The sequence below is a fragment of the Borborobacter arsenicus genome, from assembly GCF_003934165.1.
Lineage (GTDB): Bacteria > Pseudomonadota > Alphaproteobacteria > Rhizobiales > Rhizobiaceae > Pseudaminobacter > Pseudaminobacter arsenicus.
Window position 1 is genome coordinate 650108 of record NZ_RKST01000001.1, and the last position, 21503, is coordinate 671610.

The 21503-nt window shown below is 62.2% G+C and carries 20 protein-coding genes; 3 read left to right on the top strand and 17 right to left on the bottom strand.

The genetic code is table 11. The features are described 5' to 3' along the window. Positions 1-75: 75 nt before the first annotated feature. A complete protein-coding gene (locus EET67_RS25630; protein ID WP_165899851.1) occupies positions 76-228 on the top strand; it encodes a hypothetical protein in 153 nt (50 codons plus the stop codon). A gap of 48 nt (positions 229-276) precedes the next feature. On the opposite strand, the gene EET67_RS10605 is transcribed toward EET67_RS25630, so the two are convergent. The 11 genes from EET67_RS10605 to EET67_RS10655 all read right to left on the bottom strand — a co-directional run bounded on the left by EET67_RS10605 (position 277) and on the right by EET67_RS10655 (position 11497). After that, positions 277-1026, bottom strand: a complete 750-nt coding sequence (locus tag EET67_RS10605; RefSeq protein ID WP_128626093.1) for a sulfite exporter TauE/SafE family protein — start codon at positions 1024-1026, stop codon at positions 277-279. 183 nt (positions 1027-1209) lie between these two features. Then, positions 1210-2244 (bottom strand): cell division protein FtsZ, encoded by a 1035-nt coding sequence (gene ftsZ, locus EET67_RS10610; RefSeq protein WP_128626175.1) that lies wholly within the window; start codon positions 2242-2244, stop codon positions 1210-1212. A gap of 132 nt (positions 2245-2376) precedes the next feature. Further along, positions 2377-3162, bottom strand: coding sequence for a helix-turn-helix transcriptional regulator (locus EET67_RS10615; RefSeq protein ID WP_245450838.1), 786 nt, complete (start codon positions 3160-3162; stop codon positions 2377-2379). Positions 3163-3295: 133 nt separating this feature from the next. Further along, positions 3296-4228 (bottom strand): pseudouridine-5'-phosphate glycosidase, encoded by a 933-nt coding sequence (locus EET67_RS10620; RefSeq protein WP_128626094.1) that lies wholly within the window; start codon positions 4226-4228, stop codon positions 3296-3298. 13 nt (positions 4229-4241) lie between these two features. Further along, on the bottom strand, positions 4242-5174 hold the full coding sequence (locus tag EET67_RS10625; RefSeq protein WP_128626095.1) for a carbohydrate kinase family protein: 933 nt from the start codon (positions 5172-5174) through the stop codon (positions 4242-4244). A 10-nt stretch (positions 5175-5184) separates the two neighbouring features. Continuing rightward, a complete protein-coding gene (locus EET67_RS10630) occupies positions 5185-6180 on the bottom strand; it encodes an MDR family oxidoreductase (RefSeq protein ID WP_128626096.1) in 996 nt (331 codons plus the stop codon). A 60-nt stretch (positions 6181-6240) separates the two neighbouring features. Continuing rightward, a complete protein-coding gene (locus EET67_RS10635) occupies positions 6241-6987 on the bottom strand; it encodes an ABC transporter ATP-binding protein (protein ID WP_245450852.1) in 747 nt (248 codons plus the stop codon). An 11-nt stretch (positions 6988-6998) separates the two neighbouring features. Continuing rightward, the gene (locus tag EET67_RS10640; protein ID WP_128626098.1) at positions 6999-7772 is read right to left on the bottom strand and encodes an ABC transporter ATP-binding protein; all 774 of its coding nucleotides are present in this window, start codon (positions 7770-7772) and stop codon (positions 6999-7001) included. A gap of 18 nt (positions 7773-7790) precedes the next feature. After that, on the bottom strand, positions 7791-8930 hold the full coding sequence (locus EET67_RS10645) for a branched-chain amino acid ABC transporter permease (RefSeq protein WP_128626099.1): 1140 nt from the start codon (positions 8928-8930) through the stop codon (positions 7791-7793). A 4-nt stretch (positions 8931-8934) separates the two neighbouring features. Beyond that, entirely contained in the window at positions 8935-9963 is a 1029-nt protein-coding gene (locus EET67_RS10650; RefSeq protein WP_128626100.1) for a branched-chain amino acid ABC transporter permease, read from the bottom strand. Positions 9964-10147: 184 nt separating this feature from the next. Then, on the bottom strand, positions 10148-11497 hold the full coding sequence (locus EET67_RS10655) for a substrate-binding protein (protein WP_128626101.1): 1350 nt from the start codon (positions 11495-11497) through the stop codon (positions 10148-10150). Positions 11498-11697: 200 nt separating this feature from the next. Between EET67_RS10655 and EET67_RS10660 the strand changes: the two genes are divergently transcribed. Continuing rightward, entirely contained in the window at positions 11698-13317 is a 1620-nt protein-coding gene (locus EET67_RS10660; protein ID WP_128626102.1) for a helix-turn-helix domain-containing protein, read from the top strand. Between the two features lie 10 nt (positions 13318-13327). Here the strand turns inward: EET67_RS10660 and EET67_RS10665 are convergent, their stop codons facing one another. The 4 genes from EET67_RS10665 to EET67_RS10680 all read right to left on the bottom strand — a co-directional run bounded on the left by EET67_RS10665 (position 13328) and on the right by EET67_RS10680 (position 18058). Then, positions 13328-16096: a sensor histidine kinase gene (locus tag EET67_RS10665; RefSeq protein WP_128626103.1), complete on the bottom strand. Its 2769-nt coding sequence runs from the start codon at positions 16094-16096 to the stop codon at positions 13328-13330. After that, a complete protein-coding gene (locus tag EET67_RS10670; protein ID WP_128626104.1) occupies positions 16096-16374 on the bottom strand; it encodes a hypothetical protein in 279 nt (92 codons plus the stop codon). The genes EET67_RS10665 and EET67_RS10670 overlap by 1 nt, the downstream gene beginning before the upstream one ends. After that, entirely contained in the window at positions 16356-16730 is a 375-nt protein-coding gene (locus tag EET67_RS10675) for a response regulator transcription factor (protein ID WP_128626105.1), read from the bottom strand. Before EET67_RS10675 ends, EET67_RS10670 begins: the two co-directional genes overlap by 19 nt. Positions 16731-17071: 341 nt before the next feature. After that, positions 17072-18058 (bottom strand): CHAD domain-containing protein, encoded by a 987-nt coding sequence (locus tag EET67_RS10680; RefSeq protein ID WP_165899852.1) that lies wholly within the window; start codon positions 18056-18058, stop codon positions 17072-17074. An 85-nt stretch (positions 18059-18143) separates the two neighbouring features. Between EET67_RS10680 and EET67_RS10685 the strand changes: the two genes are divergently transcribed. Beyond that, positions 18144-18662: a SixA phosphatase family protein gene (locus EET67_RS10685; protein WP_245450854.1), complete on the top strand. Its 519-nt coding sequence runs from the start codon at positions 18144-18146 to the stop codon at positions 18660-18662. 38 nt (positions 18663-18700) lie between these two features. Here the strand turns inward: EET67_RS10685 and EET67_RS10690 are convergent, their stop codons facing one another. Continuing rightward, a complete protein-coding gene (locus EET67_RS10690) occupies positions 18701-20116 on the bottom strand; it encodes an adenylate/guanylate cyclase domain-containing protein (protein WP_128626108.1) in 1416 nt (471 codons plus the stop codon). 338 nt (positions 20117-20454) lie between these two features. Next, positions 20455-21501, bottom strand: coding sequence for a hypothetical protein (locus tag EET67_RS10695; protein WP_128626109.1), 1047 nt, complete (start codon positions 21499-21501; stop codon positions 20455-20457). Between the last annotated feature and the right edge of the window lie 2 nt (positions 21502-21503).

Below are 21503 nucleotides of genomic sequence, written 5' to 3' on the forward strand. Positions count from 1 at the left end.
ATTTCTATTCGAATGTGAAGCAAACCTCCCAAACAGGGGGTTGCGAACCGGTGTTCCGAGGATTATTTCGCCGCCATGCTGAAAAATGAAGCTGAAGCGGAGTCGGCTGAATCTCCGCATGAACCCCCTCGCTCCGAATTCTACGATCCGATGAAGAGCCGCAAGGACCGGACAGAGGATTTCACCGCGAGGCTCTACAAGCGTCGGCCGCAGGAAGACACTTTCTAGGCTCGCAACGTTCCGGCTGTCGCCACCCGTTTGGCGGCAGCCGCCTCCCTAAATGAACAGGCGCGCGAAGAACACCACGCTCATCACCGCTCCGACGGCGATGACGATGCCGCGAACCACGCTTTTGGGCAGCGCCCTGGCCAGCGGCGCGCCGGCATAGCCGCCCACGATTGCCGCCACCATCATGATCAACGCCTGCGGCCATGCGACGATGCCCGCGGCTGCAAAAGTGGCGACCGAAATGGCCGACAGCACGAAGGACAGCCCGTTCTTCAGCCCGTTCATCACATTGATGTCGCGCATGCCCCAGAGCGAAAACAGCGCCAGCAGCACGATCCCAAGCCCGCCATTGAAATAGCCGCCATAGATCGAGACCAGCATGGTTCCCACCGGGCCCTGCGGACGGATGCCGAAGCGGCTTTGCCGGGCCCAGTGCTGCACCCGGTCCCCAAAGGCGAAGGCAAGCGTCGCCACCAGAAGCAGGAACGGTACGATGACGGAAAAGGCCTCGTTGGAAGAAACCAGCAGCAGCAGCGAACCGATCAGGCCGCCGATCAGCGTAAAGGCGACGATTTTGGCAAGCTCGGCCCGCTTGAAAGCCGCAAGTTCACCGCGAAACCCGACCGCGCCCCCCAGATAGCCCGGAAAGACCGCAACCGCGCTGGTGGCGTTGGCGGCCACCGGTGGGATGCCGGCAAAGACGAGTGCGGGAAAGGTCAGAAAAGTGCCGCCGCCGGCAATCGTATTGAGGATGCCAGCGAAGAAGGCCGAAGCGATGAGAACGAGATAGTCGAGCATGAAGGGCAACAACGCTGCGGGAGGAACCTGATGGCGAAGGCAGGAGGAAGTGATTCCTGCCCGCAGGCGGTTATGGCATTACCAGCCGCAAAAGGAAAACCGCAGGCTTACCTTCGCCTCCACTACAAAGTCCCGCAGTGCTGCGCGCAATGGCAGCATCTGCTGCAGGTGCAGGCGCCGCAGCTACTGCAGCGACTGCGGGCGGACCTGCTGCGAATTCGCCACCGGATTGACGACGATATCGTTCTCGGCCTGCGATGCTTCCAAGCCGGTCGCGACGACGGAAACCTTGAACTGCCCTTCGAGCGACTGGTCGAAAATGGCCCCGACGATGATGTCGGCATTGTCTCCCACCTCCTCGCGGATGCGGGTCGCGGCCTCGTCGACCTCGAACAGCGTCATGTCCATGCCGCCCGAAATCGAGATCAGCACACCTCTGGCGCCCTTCATGGAGCTTTCGTCCAGCAGCGGATTGGCGATCGAAGCTTCCGCCGCCTTGCGGGCCCGGCCTTCGCCGGTGCCGATCCCGGTGCCCATCATCGCCCGGCCCATGCCGCGCATGACCGTTCTGACATCGGCGAAGTCGAGATTGATCAGCCCTTCCTTGACGATGAGATTGGTGATGCAGCTGACGCCCGAATAGAGCACCTTGTCGGCAATGCCGAACGCATCCTCGAAGGTGGTCTTTTCGGTCGCCACCCTGAACAGATTCTGGTTCGGAATGACGATGACGGTGTCTGCCGCCTCACGCAGCAGCTCGATGCCGCGATCGGCCATCTGCATGCGCCGCCTGCCCTCGAATGTGAAGGGTTTGGTGACGACCGCGACCGTCAATATGCCTGCCGCCCTTGCCGCACGGGCGATCACCGGCGCAGCGCCGGTTCCGGTGCCGCCACCCATGCCCGCGGTGACAAAGCACATATGGGTGCCGTTGAGATGGTCCATGATCTCATCGATCGATTCCTCGGCCGCCGCCTGGCCGATCTCCGGCAGGGAGCCAGCGCCAAGACCCTCGGTCGCCAGGGCGCCGAGCTGGATCAGCCGCGGCGCCTTCGACATTGTGAGCGCCTGGGCGTCGGTATTGGCGACGATGAACTCCGTGCCCTCCAGCCCTTCCTCGATCATGTTGTTGACGGCATTGCCGCCGCCGCCGCCAACACCGATGACGGTCAGCTTCGGCCTCATCTCTGAAATCTCGGGTTTCTTGGAAGCACTCATCATATCCGTATCCTGCACTGCCCCCCTGCCCGAATCGCACCATTGCAAGGGAATCAGATACACGAAGACGGCGCAAGGAGCAGGCCCTGTCGGCAAGCGGCGTGACAATGTCCTTCGCAGGCCGGGCTGCGGTCAGGTCTTGGACGTATCGGCCCCGCCATTCGGGGCGGAATAGGCATATTGGGACAAAATGACGGCTTCCGTCCTGTTCGTCGCGTGCAGCTTGCGCATGATGTGCGAGATATGGGACTTGACCGTGTTCTGCGACAAATTCAGTTCGTGGGCGATCACTTTGTTGGACAGGCCCCGCAACAAGGTCGCGAGCACCTGCCGCTCACGTTCGGTGAATGCAATATCCATCCTGTCGCCGGCGGAAGAAACCTCGGGCGCCACCTCACTGATAGCCCAGGCCGGCGGCAACGCGGTGATATTGTGAGAGGCGGCCGCCTGTTCGGGACCATCCATCAGCATCGACCGTGGGAAATAGACGCCGCCGGCCATCAGCAGCCGCAGGGCGGCAAGCGCGATCTCGATGGAGGCGGAATCCGCAACGCAGCCCCTGACGCCATATCGGGTGATTTCCGTGATGACCGCATCCGATATGGCGGCCTCATCGATCTGGGTAAGAAGCATGAAGGGGCAGCCGGGCAATGAGCGATGCAGACAGGCAAGGCCCTCCCGCACAGGCTCATCAGTCAGGAACGAGTTGCCGGTATTGAGGACGACGACGCTGATATAGTTTCCCGCAATATCGTCGAGCTGCTGCGCGACTTCCATCTCCAGAACGGCAAAGTCCGGAAACTCACTGCGAAGAACACGAGCGAGGCAACTTCGCGACAAAGCGTGATGGTCGAGAACAATAATGGCGGGACGGTCGTCGGAATGTCCGTTCTGTTCGGCCGGAATCGCGTGAGTCAAACGCTTCCTCGTTGTTGCCGCCCGCCTCTATTAAAATAAATTAGGCGCCGCTAATCCACCCTTAGTTGAGCTTATGGTTAAGACGGCGGCATTTTAGACAAATTTGCAACAAACGAATTTTGTCGCGCCATCGCTATTTCTGCTGGTTTTTCAAGCGGCTGTGGGCAACGGCTATCCTGGCAGCCAGCGCCGCATTGTTTTTTACCAGCGCAATATTGGCCTTGAGGCTCCTGCCCTCGGAAAGCTGGTTGATGCGCTCAAGCAGGAACGGCGTCACCTCCTTGCGCGCTATGCCCTTCCCTTCAGCCTCGGTTACGGCCTCGGCAATGGTGCGATCGATGAAGGCGGGATCGAGCGCATCGGCTTCAGGGATCGGGTTGGCGACAAGGATGCCGGTGCCCGAACCGAGCCCTGCATGGATGATCATCGCCTCGGCGATCTCTTCGGGCCGGTCCAGTCGATGATCGGCCTTGAGCCCGCTGGAGCGGGTATAGAAGGCCGGAAAGTCGTCGCTGCCGAAGGCAATCACCGGGACGCGCTGGGTCTCAACATATTCGAGCGTCTTGGGAATATCGAGGATCGATTTGACGCCGGCGCAGACCACCGTGGTGCCGGTCTGGCCGAGTTCGACCAGATCGGCCGAAATGTCGAAACTTGCTTCGGCCCCGCGATGAACGCCGCCGACGCCGCCGGTCGCGAAAATATCGATGCCGGCAAGGCTCGCGATCCGCATGGTCGCCGATACCGTGGTGCCGCCCCAGCCCTTGCGCACCATGATGGCGGCAAGGTCGCGCCCCGACGCCTTCACCACGTCCTTGGACTGAGCCAATACAGCGAGTTGGTCATCATCCAGGCCGACGAAGATTTTGCCCGCCATGATGGCGATGGTGGCCGGCGTCGCGCCATTGTCACGTACCGTCTGTTCAAGCGCGCGCGCCGTTTCCAGATTGGCCGGATAGGGCATGCCGTGGGTGATGATGGTCGATTCGAGTGCCACGATCGGGCCGTTGGCCTGCCTTGCGGCGGCAACCTCGCTGCCATAGCGGATGGAGATCGATGTGGACATTTTAAGCCTCCTGTCAGGCGGGAAGTCTGTGCATATTGGCAGCAAGCAATTGTACGGAAAGATCCGGGCGGACGCTTGCCTCGCTCTCGATCGTCAGGCTCGCAGCCAGCGCGCCGGTACGAACCGCGGTGCTCGAATCCTCACCGGCCACTATACGACAGAGCGTGCCGGCAATCATGGCGTCACCCGCACCCGTCACGTCCACCGGGTGAGCCGGCACGGACTCGACCTTTACCACGCCTTTATCCGAGGCGAGCACAATTCCGTCCGCGCCCATGGTCACCACGACCTCGGCCGCCCCGCATTGCCGCAGGCGCGAAGCGGTCTCTTTCGGCACGAACTGGCCAGACGGCCCGTTGCGGCCCAAAAGGGCATTGCCCTCGTCATTGTTGAGGAACAAGAGGTCGATGCCGGTGAGGTCGGTGGGCAGGCGCAAGACCTTCGGCGAGGAAACCGCATCGATGGCGAGCCTGAACCGGCCTGCCTGCCTTCTGGCGACAAGGGCGGCAAGCGTCGCCTCGGGCAGGTTGCAATCGGCAAATACCCAGGATGCGGAAGCGATGTGGGGCCAGATGCGATCAAGCTGCTCGGGGCCGAACCGATCGAATATGCCCATATCGGCGATGCCGAGCACCAGGTCGTTGTCCGGTCCTAGGATAGCGGCATATTCCGCCGTCGGGTGCGCACCAGTGGTGATGACCGGGCTGACATCGACGCCAAGTTCTGCCAGATGCCGGATCAAAGCGCGCCCGTCCTCGTCATCGCCGACGATGGACGCGAAACTGGCCGGCACGCCGAGCCGGGCCAGATTTTCGGCGACATTGCGGGCAACGCCGCCGAAGCCGCGCCCCCCTTCTACCGGGTTGGAAGTGCCGAACACCAGCGCCTTGCGGGCATGATATTTCCTGTCGAGAACCGCACCGCCAATGCACGCGATCCGTCGCATAGGCGCGAGCTCAGGCCGAAACGTCGATGACCACGCGACCGCGGACCCGGCCGGCAAGGATCTCGGTGGCCAGGCGCGGCAGATCGGACAGCGGCGCCACCGTCGTCATCGCCTCAAGCTGCTTCTTGTCCAGATGCGCGACCAGCGTCGCCCACGCTGCCTCCCGCTTGGCGCGCGGCGCCATCACAGAGTCCACGCCAAGCAGCGCCACACCGCGCAGAATATGCGGCATCACCGTCCCAGGCAGGTCCGCGCCGCCTGCCAGCCCGCAGGCGGCAACCGCGCCGCCATAGACGGTCTGCGCCAGCACATTGACCAGCGTCGTGGAACCGACCGAATCGACAGCACCTGCCCAGCGCTCCTTTTGCAGCGCCCCGCCCTTTTCGGCGAGTTCGGCGCGGTCGATGAAGGCACTTGCGCCCAGCCCGGCCAGATAGTCATGCGTTTCGGGCCGCCCGGTCGAGGCCGTAACCGAATAGCCCTTGCTCGCCAGCAGGCTGACCGAGGTCGAGCCGACGCCGCCGGCAGCCCCGGTCACCAGCACTTCCCGGCCGCCAGGCTTGATCATGCCCCAGGCTTCAAGCGCGTTGACACAAAGTGCGGCCGTATAGCCGGCCGTGCCGATCGCCATCGCCTGTTCGAAGCTGAATTCGTCGGGGAGACGGACCAGCCATTCCGGCTTGACCCGCTGGAAGCGCGAATAGCCGCCCCATTCGGTTTCCGACAGGCCCCAGCCATTGACCACGACTTTGTCGCCCGCTTTCCATTCCGGCGAACGCGATTCAACCACCGTGCCGGCAATATCGACGCCTGCCACCATCGGCAGGCGTCGCGCGATGCGTCCCTTGCCGGACACCGCCAGCCCGTCCTTGTAGTTGAGCGTCGAGAAGGCAATTTCGACCAGCACGTCGTGGTCGGGCAGTTCCGCCAGCGTCAATTCGCGGAACTCGGCCTTGGGCTTGCCCTCATGATCGACGATCATCAAGGCCCTGAATGTCTCACTCATCTTTTTCTCCGGCTGGAACAGTGCTGCAGGCGTTCCACGCCGGTTCGCCGGGGGAAGACCTCAGATCGCCAGATATTCATTCCTCAGTTGCGGATTGTCGAGCAGTTCCTTAGCCGTACCCGTGAACACGACCTGCCCGGTATCGAGGATAACAGCCCGGTCCGACAGGCGCAGGGCCGCGACCGCGTTCTGCTCCACGATGATGGTGGTGATGCCGAGCTCCTTGATATCGTAGAGGATGCGCTCGATCTCCTGCACGATGACCGGCGCCAGTCCCTCATAAGGCTCATCGAGCAACAGAAGCTTGAGGTCGCGGGCCAACGCGCGCGCCACCGCAAGCATCTGTTGTTCGCCACCCGATAGCGTCACGCCCTCCTGGTTGCGCCGCTCGGCCAGCCGCGGGAAATGCGAGTAGATACGGTCAAGGTCCCAGCCGCGCCCAGGCGCCACTTGGGCCAGGACCAGGTTTTCCTCCACGCTGAGGCCCTGTATGATGCGCCGATCCTCCGGCACCAGCTGGATGCCGGCGCGCGCCGCCTCGAAATCGCGCATGGTGTGGACCGGCTTGTCCCTTAGCCATATCTCGCCCGACTTCAGCGCCGGATTGCCGGTTCGGGCAATGGCGCGAAGGGTCGAGGTCTTGCCCGCCCCGTTGCGGCCAAGCAGCGCCAATATCTCGCCCTGCCTGATGTCCATCGTCACGCCCTGGACGATGTAGCTTTCGCCGTAATAGGCATGGATGTCGCGCACGGCAAAGAAGGGTGTTTCAGCCTGCACCGTACCGGCCGCGACGATGTCTTCCTGCATTGCGATCACGCTCATGGCTGCGTTCCCCCCAGATAGGCTTCCTGAACGCGCGGATCATCGCGGATCTCATCGGGCTGGCCATGGGCGATGATCCTGCCCTGGGCCAGAACCGAAATCTCGTCGGCGAGCGAAAACACCACATGCATGTCGTGTTCGATGATGACCTTGGTCATCCCGCGCAGCTTGATCTTCTTCAGCAGGTCGATCGTGGTATTGGTGTCGTGGCGCGACATGCCGGCCGTCGGCTCGTCGAGCAGCAGCAGGCGCGGGTGCTGGATCAGGCACATCGCCAGTTCCAGCCGCCGCTTGTCGCCGCGCGACAGCGAGCCGGCATGGCCATGGCGCTGCGCATAGAGGCCGACATCCTCCAGGAGCGACTCGGCCTCCTCGCGGATTTCGCTTTCCCTGTCGGTGCGGCCGAACATGTTGACCCGAAAGCCGCCGTCGCGGCGGGCAAAGGCCGGCGCCATCACATTGTGAAGGATCGGCAGGTCGGCAAAGATTTCCGGTGTCTGGAAGACCCGCGAAATGCCGAGCTGGTTGATCTTGTAGGGCGCAAGCCCGGTCAGAACCGTATTGCCGAAGATGACCGCGCCGCTGCTTGGCGGCAGCCGGCCGATAACCACATTGAGCAGCGTCGACTTGCCGGCGCCGTTCGGCCCGATAATGGCATGCGTGCGCCCCTCCTCGACCTTGAGATTGACGTCCGACAGCGCCTTGAGGCCACCGAAGTTCTTGTGGACGTCGGCGACCTGCAGCACGACATTGGCATTGTTGCTCTTCATCTTTTCACCCTCGCCTGGCTATTCGGCCGGCTGCGCTTTGAGGCTTCCGTCGGGCTCCCTGTCGCCGCGACGCTGGAAGCTCCGGACGATCCTGTGAATGCCTTCCATGATTCCGCCGGGCAGGAACGCCACCACCAGCACGAACATCAGCCCGAGCGTCAGGTGCCATCCGTCGCCGACGAACTTGCTGGTGACGGTGACGACGAATGTGTCGAGCCCGTCCGGCAGGAAGGAGAAAAACCGCTGCAGGATCGATTCGTTGAAGGCCGAGAAGATGTTTTCGAGATATTTGATCAGCCAGGCGCCGACCACCGGGCCGACAAGGGTGCCGACCCCGCCCAATATGGTCATCAGCACGACCTCGCCGGAAGCGGTCCACTGCATCCGCTCAGCCCCGGCCAACGGGTCAGTCACGGCAAGCAGGCCGCCGGCAAGCCCGGCATACATGCCCGAAATCACGAAGGCCGCCAGCGTATAGGGCCGGGTATTGAAGCCGGTATAGTTCATCCGCGTCTGGTTCGACTTGATGCCGCGCAGGGCAAGGCCGAAGGGCGAAGCGAAGATCTTCTGCGACAGGTAGAAGGCAATGACGAGCATCGCGGCACAGAAATAGAAGCCGGCATAACCGCTCATGTCCAACCCCAGTAATGTCGGCACCGGCAGGCCCTGCCTGGGTTCGGCAAACAGCGCATCGAGCACGCGCGGGTCGCCCTGGACCAGGAGCAGGCCCGTCTCGCCATTGGTGATCGGCGTCAGCACGGAATAGGCCAGGCTGTAGGACATCTGCGCAAAGGCAAGCGTCAAAATCGAGAAATAGATGCCTGAGCGCCGCAGGCTGAGATAACCGATGGCAAGGGCGAACACGCCCGACATCACCACGGCAAAGACCACCGCCGGCACGACATTCATGGTCAGGAGCTTGAACGACCACACAGCTGTGTAGGAGCCAATACCCAGGAAAGCGGCATGGCCGAAGCTGAGATAGCCGGTCAGCCCGAACAGGATGTTGAAGCCGACGGCGAAGATCGCGAAGATCGCAAGCTTCTGCATCAGCGCCGGATAGGCCGCGCCCAGCGGCGAAAGCCAGAATGGCATTGCCAGCACGATCAGCGCAAACACGCCGAGAGACAGCAGATCTTTCTTGGCAAGCGAAAACATGGGCTTAACTTTCCATGACGCCGCGCCGGCCCATCAGGCCGCGTGGGCGGACCAGCAGGATGACGACCGCGACGAGGTAGATGATGATCTGGTCGATGCCGGGAATGATGGCTTTGACCCCTGTCATCGATGCGAAGGATTGCAGGATGCCTAGCAGGAAGCCGGCGGCCACCGCACCGGGCAGCGAGCCCATGCCGCCGACCACGACCACGACGAAGCTGAGCACCAGGAAATCCATGCCAAGGTGGTAGTTGGGCGGCAGCAGCGGCGTATACATGACGCCCGCCAGCCCCGCGACCACGGCGGCGATGCCGAACATGATGGTGAAGCGGCGGCCGATATCGATGCCGATCAGGCCGACTGTCTCGCGATCGACCATGCCGGCCCGCACCACCATGCCGAAGGTGGTGAAATGCAGGAAGGCAAAGACGGCGCCGATGATCCCGATCGAAAACAGGAAATAGACGAGCCGCCACAAAGGATAGGTCAGCACATTGGGTGCCATGCCCAGCCAGACGCCGAAATCGGCGGCGCCGCGCAGGTCCTGGGGTGCCGGCTGCGGGATCGGATTGGCGCCGAAAACGCTGCGCACGATCTCCTGCAGCACGATTGCCAGGCCGAAGGTGACGAGAATCTGTTCGGCGTGGGTGCGCCGGTAGAAATGCTTGATCAGGCCGCGCTCCATGACCACGCCGATGACCAGCATGACCGGGATCGCCAACAGGATGGAAATCGGAACGGAATAGTCGATCAGCACCGCGCCGAAATCGCCGAGCCAGTTCTGCGCCAGCGGCGTGCGGATTTCGAGCGGCGCGCCCCATGGCGACAGCTTCTCGGGATCGACGGTGACGGTTTCAAGCGTGATCAGGTAGCGGAAGGTCACCGCGCAGAAGGCGCCGAGCATGAACAGCGCACCATGGGCGAAATTGACGACGCCGAGCGTACCGAACACTAGCGTCAGCCCGAGCGCGATCAGGGCATAGGCGCCGCCCTTGTCCAACCCGTTCAGCAGTTGAGCGAATATTACGTTCATGAAGTCTTCCTCCCGCCGGACGGAGGTCCGGCAGCGCGACGATCAAAAGGGAGTGATCGGCCCGGCGCCCCCCGCGCCGGGCCGTGCGTGCTGGCCAGTAACCTACTGACTCTAGTGGGTTACGGATTCGAAGCTCCCGAACCCTGTTGCCAGGCAAGCAGCTAGGAGCTTCAGCTCCACCACGCTAGCAGTTGTTCGGGTCGTAAGGTCCAAGGTCTCCGCCGAACATGGCAGGGTCATAGGTCACCTCGTCGCGCGAGGTGTGGCCGATGATGTCCAGCACGTCGAACTTGCTGGTGGGGCTCATATTGCCGCGCACGACCAGCACTTCCTTGAAGCACTGATGGTCGGTGTCGCGGTAGAGCGTGGGTCCGTTGCCGAGGCCGTCGAATTCGAAGCCCTCGAGGGCCTTGATGACTTCCGGCGGATAGAAGGTGCCGGCCCGCTCGCAGGCATCGGCATAGAGCAGCGCCTGGACATAGCCCGTATGCGAGGACTGCGACGGCGGTGCGCCATATTCCTCGCCATAGGATTTGGTGAAGGCCTTGGAGCCGTCGTCCGGCAGGTTCCAGTGCCAGTTGGAGGTGCCGATGATGCCCTTGACCGCATCGCCGGCGCCGACCGCCATCAGTTCCGAGAACATCGGCACGACGATCTGGAAGTCCTTGCCGTTGACCTGACGGTCGCGCAGGCCGAACTGGACCGCCTGCGGCAGCGAGTTCACCATGTCATGGCCGTAGTGGTTGAGGATGAGGACGTCCGCACCCGAGTTCTGCACCGGGGTGATGTATTGCGAGAAGTCGCCGATGCCGAGCGGCGTGCGCACCGTGGCGACCGTCTCCCAGCCGAGCTGCTCGGTGGCGGCCTTGATCGATTCCTCCTGGGTCCAGCCCCAGGTGTAGTCGGCCGTCAGGTGGTAGGCCCGACGGTCCCTGCCATATTCCTGCGCGAGGAACGGTGCGATGGCGACGCCGGACTGATAGGCGTTGAAATAGTGGCGGAAGCCGTAGCGCCGCTTGTCCTTGCCGGTCGTGTCGTTGGAATGCGTCAGGCCGGACATGTAGATGACGCCCATTTCCTGGCAAAGGCTCTGCACGGCGATCGCCTCGCCGGAGGACACGGAGCCCGTGACCATGATGGCGTTGTCGCGTTCGATCATGCGGCGGGCGCTGTCGCGTGCCGCGTCCGTCTTAGTCTGCGTGTCGCCGGTGACGAAAGCCACCTTCTTGCCGAGGATGCCGTTGCCCTTGAGCGCGGACGGCTTCAGCGTGTTGATCATGCCGCCATCGCCCTCGCCATTGAGGTGCTTGACGGCGAGCTGGTAGCCCTTCAGCTGGTCGAGGCCTTCCTCGGCATAGGAGCCGGTCTGCGGCACGTTGAAGCCGAAAGTGACCGTATCACCGGTCGGGTTGTTGCAGAAATCCTGGGCCCAGGCACCCTTGCTGAACACCATCGGTGCAGCGAGCGAAGTCAACAGGCCCGCGCCTGCTCCCTTCAACACCTGTCGGCGGCTAACGCCGGTAATACGTGTCATTCTCTCCTCCTTTAACTGCGGAACATATCCGCACTGCCTCGGGCGCAGAGACTGTGGCAATTCTATTTATAGTCAATATGCATTTGAAAACGCATAATTTTTCTGGCACAAAATGCCATTTGCGCTTGGCAAAACTGTCACAAACTTGACATTCGACCGCCAGGAAGTCGCGTAGAAGCTGTGGTGCAGGGAGGGCAAATTTGCGCGCGCCGATCGGAATCCGAATTCGTAACCGCCGCACTTCGCTCGGCCTTTCGCAAACCGCGCTGGCCCGCGATGTCGGCATTTCGCCGAGTTATCTCAACCGCATCGAGGGCAACAAGCGTGAGGTCGGCGGCGCCCTGCTGATGCGCATCGCCGAGCGTCTCGGCCTGCCCATCGACCGGCTTTCGGGCGAAAACGAGCAGCGGCTGATCCAGTCGGTCGCTGAATCGCGGCTGGACCCGGTGCTTGACGGCATCGACCTGAAGACCAGTGATGCGCGCGACCTGGTGGCGCAGTTCCCCGAAGCCGCTGCCGCAATCAGCCGCCTGCATCGCGCCTATTCCGATGCGACGGCAAGCGTGGAAGCCTATGCCAACCGGCTGCGGACCGATCCGCTATTCTCGCAACTTCTGCACGAAATCCTGAGCCGCATCACCGCGATGCGATCCACCGCCGAAATCCTGGACGGCGTGCCCGACCTTGGCGAACCCGACAGGGCGCGCTTCCTGCGGACGATCAACAAGGATGCGCGCGATCTTACCGACACGGCGCGCACGCTGGTGAATTATTTCGACCAGTCGGTGGTCCGGCAACGATCCGTCTCGCCGGGCCGGGAGGTGGACGACCTCATTTTCGAGGAGAAGAATCACTTCCCAGCGCTTGAGGAAATCGCTGACGCATTGCGCAGCCAAGTCGAGACGGCAGGCCCGTTCGGCGAAGCAAGCCTTGGCGAGGCGCTGGAGCGGCATTTCGGCGTGAACTGCCGCAAGGGCGCGATGCCCGACCTGCAAGGCGGATTTTCAGGCAGGTTCCAGTTCGATGCGGACAGCCGCGTCCTCTGGTTCAGAAACTCCACGACGGCGGCTACGCGACAGTTCCAGATGGCCCGTCTCTATGCCGAGCTTGCGGCACCCGACGCGCTGGAGGCACAGGCAAATGATCGCCGCCTCACCTCGCCGGCAGCGCGCCAACTCGCCTATCGGGCAATGGCTTCATATCTGGCGGGGGCGATGACGATGCCCTACTCCCAGATCCTCGACGAGGCGGAGCGGCAATATTACGACATCGAACTGCTCAGCCAGTCCTATTCGGCAAGCTTCGAGCAGGTGGCCCACCGCTTCGTCACGCTGCGGCGCCCCGGCGCGGAAGGCGTGCCCTTCGGCTTCCTGCGTTCCGATCCGGCCGGGCGACTGACCAAGCACTTTCCTTTGCCGGGTCTGATCCTGCCGAATACGGGTCACGGCTGCCCGCTCTGGGCGATCTACGAGGCGTTGCGCCGAGAGCGGATCGTGCGCCAGACCGTCGAATTCACCAATGGCGCGCGCTATCTCTTTGTCGCCAAGGCCGTCTCGAAACGGGTCGCCGCCTATCAGGAGCAGCCGGTCTATTCCTCCGTCATGCTGGCCTGCGACATCCTCCATGCCGACCGCACGATCTATGGCCGCGGCCTCAACCTGGCGGATGCGACCAATCTCGTGCCGGTGGGCGCATCCTGCCGCCTATGCGCCCGTCACGATTGCGCCCACCGCCAGGAGGAGGCATTGGATGAGGCGGGCGAAAACCTCACCCTGCACACACCCTTTGTCACGCGTGACTTCAGCCGCGAGAAGGCGTGAATTCGCGCAGCTAGCCGGCGACCGTCTCGCCCTGTTCCGCTCGGTCTGGTCCATCACGCTCGCCGCCGTGAAGCGGCAGCGTCAGGCGAAAACAGGCGCCCGGCAGGCTGCCTTCCACCAGTTCCAGCCTTCCGCCCAGCTTCTGGACGATCTTGTAGCTGATATTCAGCCCCAGCCCGAGACCGGAGCCGGACTTGATTCCCCAGCCGTCGCTGCCGGCGCGGACGAATTTCTCGAAGATGTTCTTGCGATAGGCGTCGGGTATTCCCGGCCCGTTGTCGGAAATCTCGATCCTGTAATGGTCCTCATCGATCCATGACCGGATCTGCACAACCGGAACGGGTGAATTATTGTATTTTATCGCATTGGCGATGATGTTGATGAGCACCTGACTCAGCCGGTCCGCCTCGCCCAGCACATTGCCCGCCCGGGCACGGGAGACGACCTCGAAGCGTATGTTGTTCTGGCGCGCCAGCGCCTCGCAGACCTCGATTGCCCGGTCCAGCACCGGTTCGGCATCGATAGGCAGGTTCACCCAGCCGCGTTCGCCCTGCTCCAGCGCGCTGAGGTCCAGGATTTCGTCAAGCAGCTTCGTCAGCCGCATGCTCTCGTGATAGATCGTGGAGGCAAAGCGTTCGCGCTGCGCATCGGTGAGATTGGCGTCGGTGAGCAGGATTTCCGAGAACGAGCGGATCGACGTCATCGGCGTGCGCACCTCATGGCTCACCTGGGACAGGAAATCGTCCTTTTGCCGGTGAAGTGCGTGCAACAAGGCGTTGGTTTCCTGCAATTTCTGGGCGGTGGAGCGCAATTCGGCCGATTTTTGCTCAAGTTCATGCGAATATTCGATCATTTGCTGCGTTTCGTCGGCGATTTTCATCACCTCCTCCAGCGAAACCTTGTCGCCGGCGACCACCTTGGACAGCAGCACATGGGCAGAGGCCGCGCCGATCGAACCGGCCAATTCACGCTCGAGCCTTCCGATGAACTCCGACGACACGCCGCCCAACCCATCGGTGGCGGCACCGCGCGGCAGGTGAGCAGGTTCGAACAGCGCATGGGCGCGCTCCCAGCCCAGCACGCGCTCGGCAACGAAGAAGAGATCGTCGGTCGTTGCCGAACCGTGGATGAAATGCGGCTGGATGCGGGTGCCGCGCTTGAAAATGTCGACGAAAAGCGAGGCCTGGATGCGTTCCATCACGCTCTGCCTGGTCATGAGCGAGACCGAAACAAGAAGGCTGGTATTCAAGAACAGGCTCCAGAATACCGAATGCACCAGCGGATCAAGCCCGGTCAGGCCAAGCAGCGCCTCTGGCCGCAATGCTTCGATGCCCCAGGGGCCATTCACCATCAGTGCGGCGATCCAGGGGCTGGTGCTTTCAAAGCTAGGCAGGAACAGCGTCCAGGCCCAGGCGGCAAAGCCGACCAGAGTGCCGGCAAGCGCACCCTTGACGGTCGCCTCCTTCCAATAAAGCGCAGCCATCATGGCCGGCAGGAACTGGGCCACGCCGACGAAGGAAATCAGCCCGATCGGCGCCAGCGCATCGGAATCGCCGGTGAGCCAGAAATAGAGGAAGCCCAGGAACAGGATGACGGCAATCGAGATGCGCCGGCTGCGCAACAGGAGATGCGCGATGCCACGCTCGCCCGCGTCCTCCAGGCGGTTCGAATAGCGCAGCGCGATCGGCAGAACGATGTGGTTCGACACCATGATCGACAGGGCGATCGAGGCAACGATGATCATCGACGTCGCGCTTGAAAAGCCACCGATGAAGACGAACAGCGCCAATGCGTCATTGCCGGCAGCCATCGGCAAGGTCAGCACAAACATATCGGGATTGGATCCGGCCGGCAGTGTCGCCAGGCCGTAAAGCGCGATCGGCATGGTAAACAGGCTCACCAGCAACAGATAGACCGGAAACGCCCAACCTGCCGTGCGCAGATGCTCGGCATTGGAATTTTCGACCACGGTGATCTGGAATTGTCGCGGCAGGCACAGCACCGCAGTCGCCGAAAGAAACAGGATCGCCGTCCAGCGGCTGCCCGAGGAATTGCTGTTGTAGATGTCGATGCCGGCTGCCTGCGCGCGCGAGAATATGTCCTGCAGCCCGTCGCTCAGCCCGAACACGACGAACAGCCCGACCGCCAGCAGGGCAAGAAGCTTGACCACCGCTTCGAAGGCGATGGCCGCCACCACGCCGTGGTGCTGCTCCTTGGCGTCCACATTGCGGGTGCCAAACAGGACGGTGAACAGCGCCATGCCGGCGGCTACGGCAAAGGCAAGGCTGATGTCGTCGAGGCCCGAAAGCCCTGAACCGTCCGAGCCGTCCGCGGCCGAGACGATCTGGATCGAGGTGGTGATCGCCTTGAGTTGCAGCGCGATATAGGGGGTGACATTGACGGTCGCGATGAGCGTCACCACCACCGCCAGCCGGCTCGACTTACCGAACCGCGAAGACAACAGGTCGGCAACCGAGGTGATGCGCAGCGTCTGGCTGATGCTGACCAGCTTGCGCAGGATGAACCACCAGCCGACGAAGACCAATGTCGGGCCAAGATAGATGGCCATGAATTCCAGTCCGTCGCGCGCAGCCGTCCCGACAGCGCCATAGAAGGTCCAGCTCGTGCAATAGACCGAGATCGACAGCGTATAGACCAGGGGCGAGCGCAGAAACCCGACATTGCCGCGCTTTGCGCGCACATCCGAGACGTAGGCAAGGATGAACAGCAGGCCAACATAGCCGACGGCGGTGAGGATGACGAAATTTGCCGAAAGCATCAGCCGCCATCCCCGGGCGACAGGTCGAGCGGCTTCTTCTCAGGCCCGGGCATGCGCGAGGAGATCGTCACCGCGCCGACGATGAGCACGATCCACACCAGGAAGAGATAGACGATCTTGACCGGGATGCCGGCAAGGCGCGGCGCGGCGCTGAACAGGTCGATCAGTGGCGGCAGAAGCAGCAACGCGCCAAAAACCGGCAGCACGAAAGCGGCGTGCTCGTGCTTGCGCCTATCCTCTGTCTTGGTGCGGATCGGCTCTAGTTTACGGCTGCGCAAAGGAGTCTCCGCACCTCCTCGATGACCTCGCCATTGGAATAGGGCTTGGTGACGAAGCCGTCGGCGCGCAGTTCGGCCGCGATCTCGCGGTCATGCTGCTGGCCGCGCGCCGTCAGGATCAGCACCGGCACGTTGCAGGTGGCCTCCTCCGCGCGCATCTGCTTCAGCACTTCCAGCCCCGTACGCTTGGGCAGCATGATGTCGAGCACCACCATGCGCGGGCGCTGGCGCCGCACCGCCTGCAGCGCGGCATCGCCATCCATCACCGAGCTGATGGACCAGCCGGCGCGCTTCAGAATGAAACTGAGAGAATCAAGGATCGCCGCATCGTCTTCGGCGATGAGTACATCCACCATGATTTCCATCCTCCCCTAGTCGGAAATCCTGTCGTGCCGCCTGCGGAACTACGCTCCGCCAAGGCGTTTCTCAAAGTCAAAGATCGGAATTTGCCGGGAACAGCCATTCCGCTCGGATACGGGGAATGGCGCCGGCGGCTATCTCAGCCTGTCGATCTGCTATGAGTGGAAGCTGCAAAATCCCCGAGACTGGTCCATGCCGCCTCGGGGTCAGTGGCCTGCGATGATGAGGCCGGAACGCGGCAAACCGCGTTTTTGGTCGTTACAGGCTTTCATGAAACCAGTTAAGCGTCGTTTCAAAGGCACGTCAATACTACCTCAATGCATCGCAGATGCGCTTTTCACGGCAACCGGACTGTCCGGAACCGCTTCCAGGCCGAGCGCAGATGCTTGTCCGCCAGTTCGAGCTGACGCAACCGCCAGCCAAGCAGGGCGCCGGCGGCGCGTTGAGCCTCGACCGGAATTGCGCCCCCAATGATCTGCCGGACGAGGTCTTCCGAAACCGCCAGATCATTGAAATGCCCGAACTCGTCCTGCGCTTTGGCCAGGGTTTTGGCGAGAAGCCGCGCCTTGCGGCGTTTTCCGTACAAAGGCAGGAAGAAATCGGCCGTGTAGCGAAATTTCTTGAAGGCAAGACGAAGCCTGTGCCGCTCCTGCGGCGTGAGGCGCTTGAAATGGCGGCCGCGTTTCAAGGTCTTTCGATGCAGCCTGCCCAGGATTTCGGCAGCGAAGTCACGTGCGGGCCCTGCCAGCATACCGTGGCTTTCAGGCGTCGCCTCGTCGCGCCAGGCACCCTGTTCGACCCACAGGCCCAACGCGATGTGAAAATGCGCCGTGCGTGGACTGCTGATGGCCGCGCGTGCCTTGTCGCGAGCCGCTTTACGGTGGCTCTCAGCAGCCTCAAGCAAAGCGTCGAAGCCTTCGACCGACGGATGGTCACGCATAGCCGGCGGCATTGTTTCCGTCGCGAACACATCCCAGGCCCGTGCTTCATTGAGTGCCGACATCAGCCACTTGGCCTCACCGCGCAGTGATTCAAGCTGCCAGGACGGGACGATCGGCCGCATCATTCCAAGCACCGATCTGAGACGGCGAAGCCCAATGCGATATTGATGGATGCCTTCGGGATCGTTGCTGTCGCGAGCAGCCGGCTGGCTCTCCCTCAGGCGTCGAAGCGCGGAACGCAGGATGAAGTCCAGCACCGTGTCGAGCGTTGCATCGGTATCGAACCTTGCCTGGCCGGGCGCCTTGGCGACCGCTGGCCTATCGGCGGGTGCCGCATCGGCCTCGCGCAGGCTGGCGACTGGTGTCTGGGCAGGCTGTGACATCGAACGTCCCCTGACCGGCTGCATCGCTCCGTGAACTTGTTATGGTAGGATAATCGCCAGGATGAAGGAAGCTCGGAGCATGTGGATGCGTCGTCTGGTATTTTTGCGCCACGCAAAGTCGGATCGGCCGGCCGGCGTCGAGGATCACGAGCGGCCGCTTTCGCTACGCGGACGCAAGGCAAGCTCCCTGATGGGCAGCTACATGGCGAAGGAAAAGCTTCTGCCCGATCGGGTTCTCGTCTCGACCGCGCGCCGCACCCAGGAAACCTGGAATCTCGCATGCCCGGCCTTCACGCAGGATATCGCCCGCACCGACGAGCAGCGCCTTTACGACGCCTCGGCCGACACGATCCTGGAAGTGATCAGGCAAACTCCCTCCGACGTCCGCACCCTGCTTGTCATCGGGCACAATCCCGGTCTGCAAGAACTGGCGCTCAAACTCATCAGCACTCCAGGGCCTGATCTTTCACGCCTTCGGGGGAAATATCCGACCGCAGGCCTCGTCGTGATCGACTTCGATATCAAGCGCTGGAGCGAAGCAGCCGCAGGTACCGGCCGGCTCGACCTGTTCACGACGCCCAAGCGCGTCCTCGACAAGGCATGACCGCCCGCATCTCGCAGCGGTGAGGCGGCCGGCGCCTGTCACGGAATTGTATAGACCGGGATTTCGCGTTCGATGCCGCGCAACGACACGCCATGCGGCACCGGCCTCAGTTCCCGGCGCGCGAGCAGGCCGGCGGCAAGATTGTCATCCACCACCGCACCAGTGACGAAGATCGATTGCGCATTGGCCAGATTCTGGACCCGCGAGGCGATATTCACCGTCTGCCCGAAATAGTCCTGGCGCTCATTCATGGTCACGGCAATGCAAGGACCGGCATGCACCCCGATCTTCAAAAGCAGGTCTTCGCGCCCGTTTCTGTCGTTCAGGTCGCGCATGGCCTCGCGCATCCTGAGTGCTGCGGCAATCGCCCGGTCTGGTGTCGGAAATGTCGCCATCACCGCATCCCCGATCGTCTTGACGACGGCACCCGCCTCCGTTGCGACGATCTCGTGCAGGATCTGGAAATGCGCGCGCACTATGTCGAAGGCGGTCAGGTCCCCTACCCGCTCGTAAAGCTCGGTGGAACCGCGCAAATCGGTGAAGAGGAAAGTCAGGCTGGTGATCTTCAGGCGCTGGTCGACATCGAGCGTATCGGTCCGATAGAGGTCGCGGAATGTCTGGTTGGTGAGAAGCCGCTTGGCGGTGAGGAACGGCCGGCGATTGCCAAGGAGCCCGTGCAGCACATCGCCGGCGATGCACACGGTCGGCAGCACGCGCGTGTCGGTGCGGTTCTCCAGCGAGATGCGGATCGGCCCCGGATGCATCTCCAGGGTCTGGCTGTGGACATGGTCGCGATCGAAGATCAGCGACAGGCTCTGCCGCTCCTGCGTCGCTTCGCCCTGCACATCGAGAAACTGCGCCGAATGCGTGACCGGCTCGAAAACGATGATGAACTCGGGCGGAAGCTGGAGGGAAAGCACAGCCCTCTCCCCGGGCGCAAGTTCTACATCTTCCAGCACGAAGGCCCTGATCAGCTCGTCGTAATTCTCCTCGGGAAGATCGACGCCTGATCCCCAATAGATCTGCCTGAAATACTCTCCCAGCGGCAATTCATGCGGCGTATGGGCCGCAATCCTGCGTACCCTCGGGCTTACCGTGAAGGTCACCTCGACCATTTCATCGAGCGTCGGCGAGTAGCCCGAGGCACATAATGCGCAGGCATATTCGTCCTTCTGCACCGTTTTCAGCGTCGCATTGGTCTCGAGCACCCCGCCGCATCCGGGACAAAGCACATTCCAGGAGATATCGAAGATGCCGACACGTGCCGCATGCAGGAAAGCCGCTATCGTGCTTTCCTCGCCGAGGCCGTTTTTGGTGGCAAAAGCCAGTGCGTTGACGCGACAAAGGCTACGCTCCGACCCTTCGACGACAAGCCGTTGCAAGGCATCGACCGCCACCGGATCGACATCAGCCGATTGCCGCAGAACCGAGAACAAATCCTGAGCTTCGCTCATGGTGCAGGCTCCCGAAAGAGTGCCTCCCGCTAGTGTGGTGGATTTGAAGTTCCTGTCATTTCCATGACATCCACGTTCAGGAACTTCAAATCCGTAAACCACACTAGATTTAAGTAGTTGCTAGTGTGGCTTTGAACCCGAAATTCGTTCTCTGCCTTGCTCCAAGGGATACGAATTTCGGATTCGCCACACTAGCGTCGCCGCGCTCGTATTGCCTGCGCCATTGACGGGATGATCGCCGGGCGCGGTGCGTCTTTACGCATCCTACTTCGAATTTGCCGGCGCGACCATCAACATGTCTGGAGTGCGACGTGATGTGATTGCATCGACCTTCAAGATCAGGCCAGGGTGAAGTCGGCACGCACAATGGTTTCCTGATCGACCGCCACGGTTTGCGTGGCATCCACATCCATGTCGATCCAGCCATCGGCGTCGGTGATATCGACAACCGCGTCCTGATCGGCATCGACCTGCTGGGTGGTTTCCACCGCCACCTTGATGATGTAGCGCTCTTCCAGGTCGTCCTCGATATCGATGTCGATATCGACGTCCTGGTCGAGTTCGAGGTCCTGATTGACCTCCACCATGCCGCCTTGCGGCCCGTCGCCAATATGCATGTCGAGGGTGGTGTCCTGCTCGACCTCGACCGAGTCGCGCAGGAAGACGTCGATGAACAGCACGCCGTCGGTATCGCGGATATCGACATCGATGTCGAGCGCCTGCAAGATGCGCATGTCCTGGTCGAGCAGGACAGAGAAATGCCCATCGCCATCGATGGTGAAGGCGATGTCCACGTCCTGATCCATCATCAGGTCCTGATCGATGTGCAGCCGCGCGACCACTTCGCCGACATAGCCTTGGACGATGATGCTGGCGTCCTGATCGACCTCGGCGAACTGCGTCACCCTGATGGTGTGGCCATCGTCGGGTGCATCCGCAAGATCGCCTGCGCCGTGATCAGCTGGGTCGAGCCTATTTCCGCCGCCATGTTCCGGCTGCTTCTCCAGCCCGTCGTGATGATCGCTGCGGCCGGCTGCTGGCAGTGAAGGGTCGGGCAGTGACGACAAATGGCCTGAAAAGCCATGGATTTGCGGCAACTCGACACCGTGGCCGCCCATACCCGACCCTGACGGCACCTGCGGAACATGGATTCCGGCAATGGCGGGCGACTGGTAGCTGCCTACCAGCGATACCGCCAGGCTCGCCTCCACCTCCCCCTCCGTCGCCGGCAGGGCAGCTGGCTGATGTGTCTCCTGGGGGCTGGGTGGCGGCGAGCCCTCGCCCGTCTCCGAAGGGCCGTAAGGCTCCGCTTCCGGCTCGCCGATTTCCTCCGGCGCGATTGCGAGGAACGGCAGCAGGTCGCGAGTACCCCTGTCCCAAACCATCG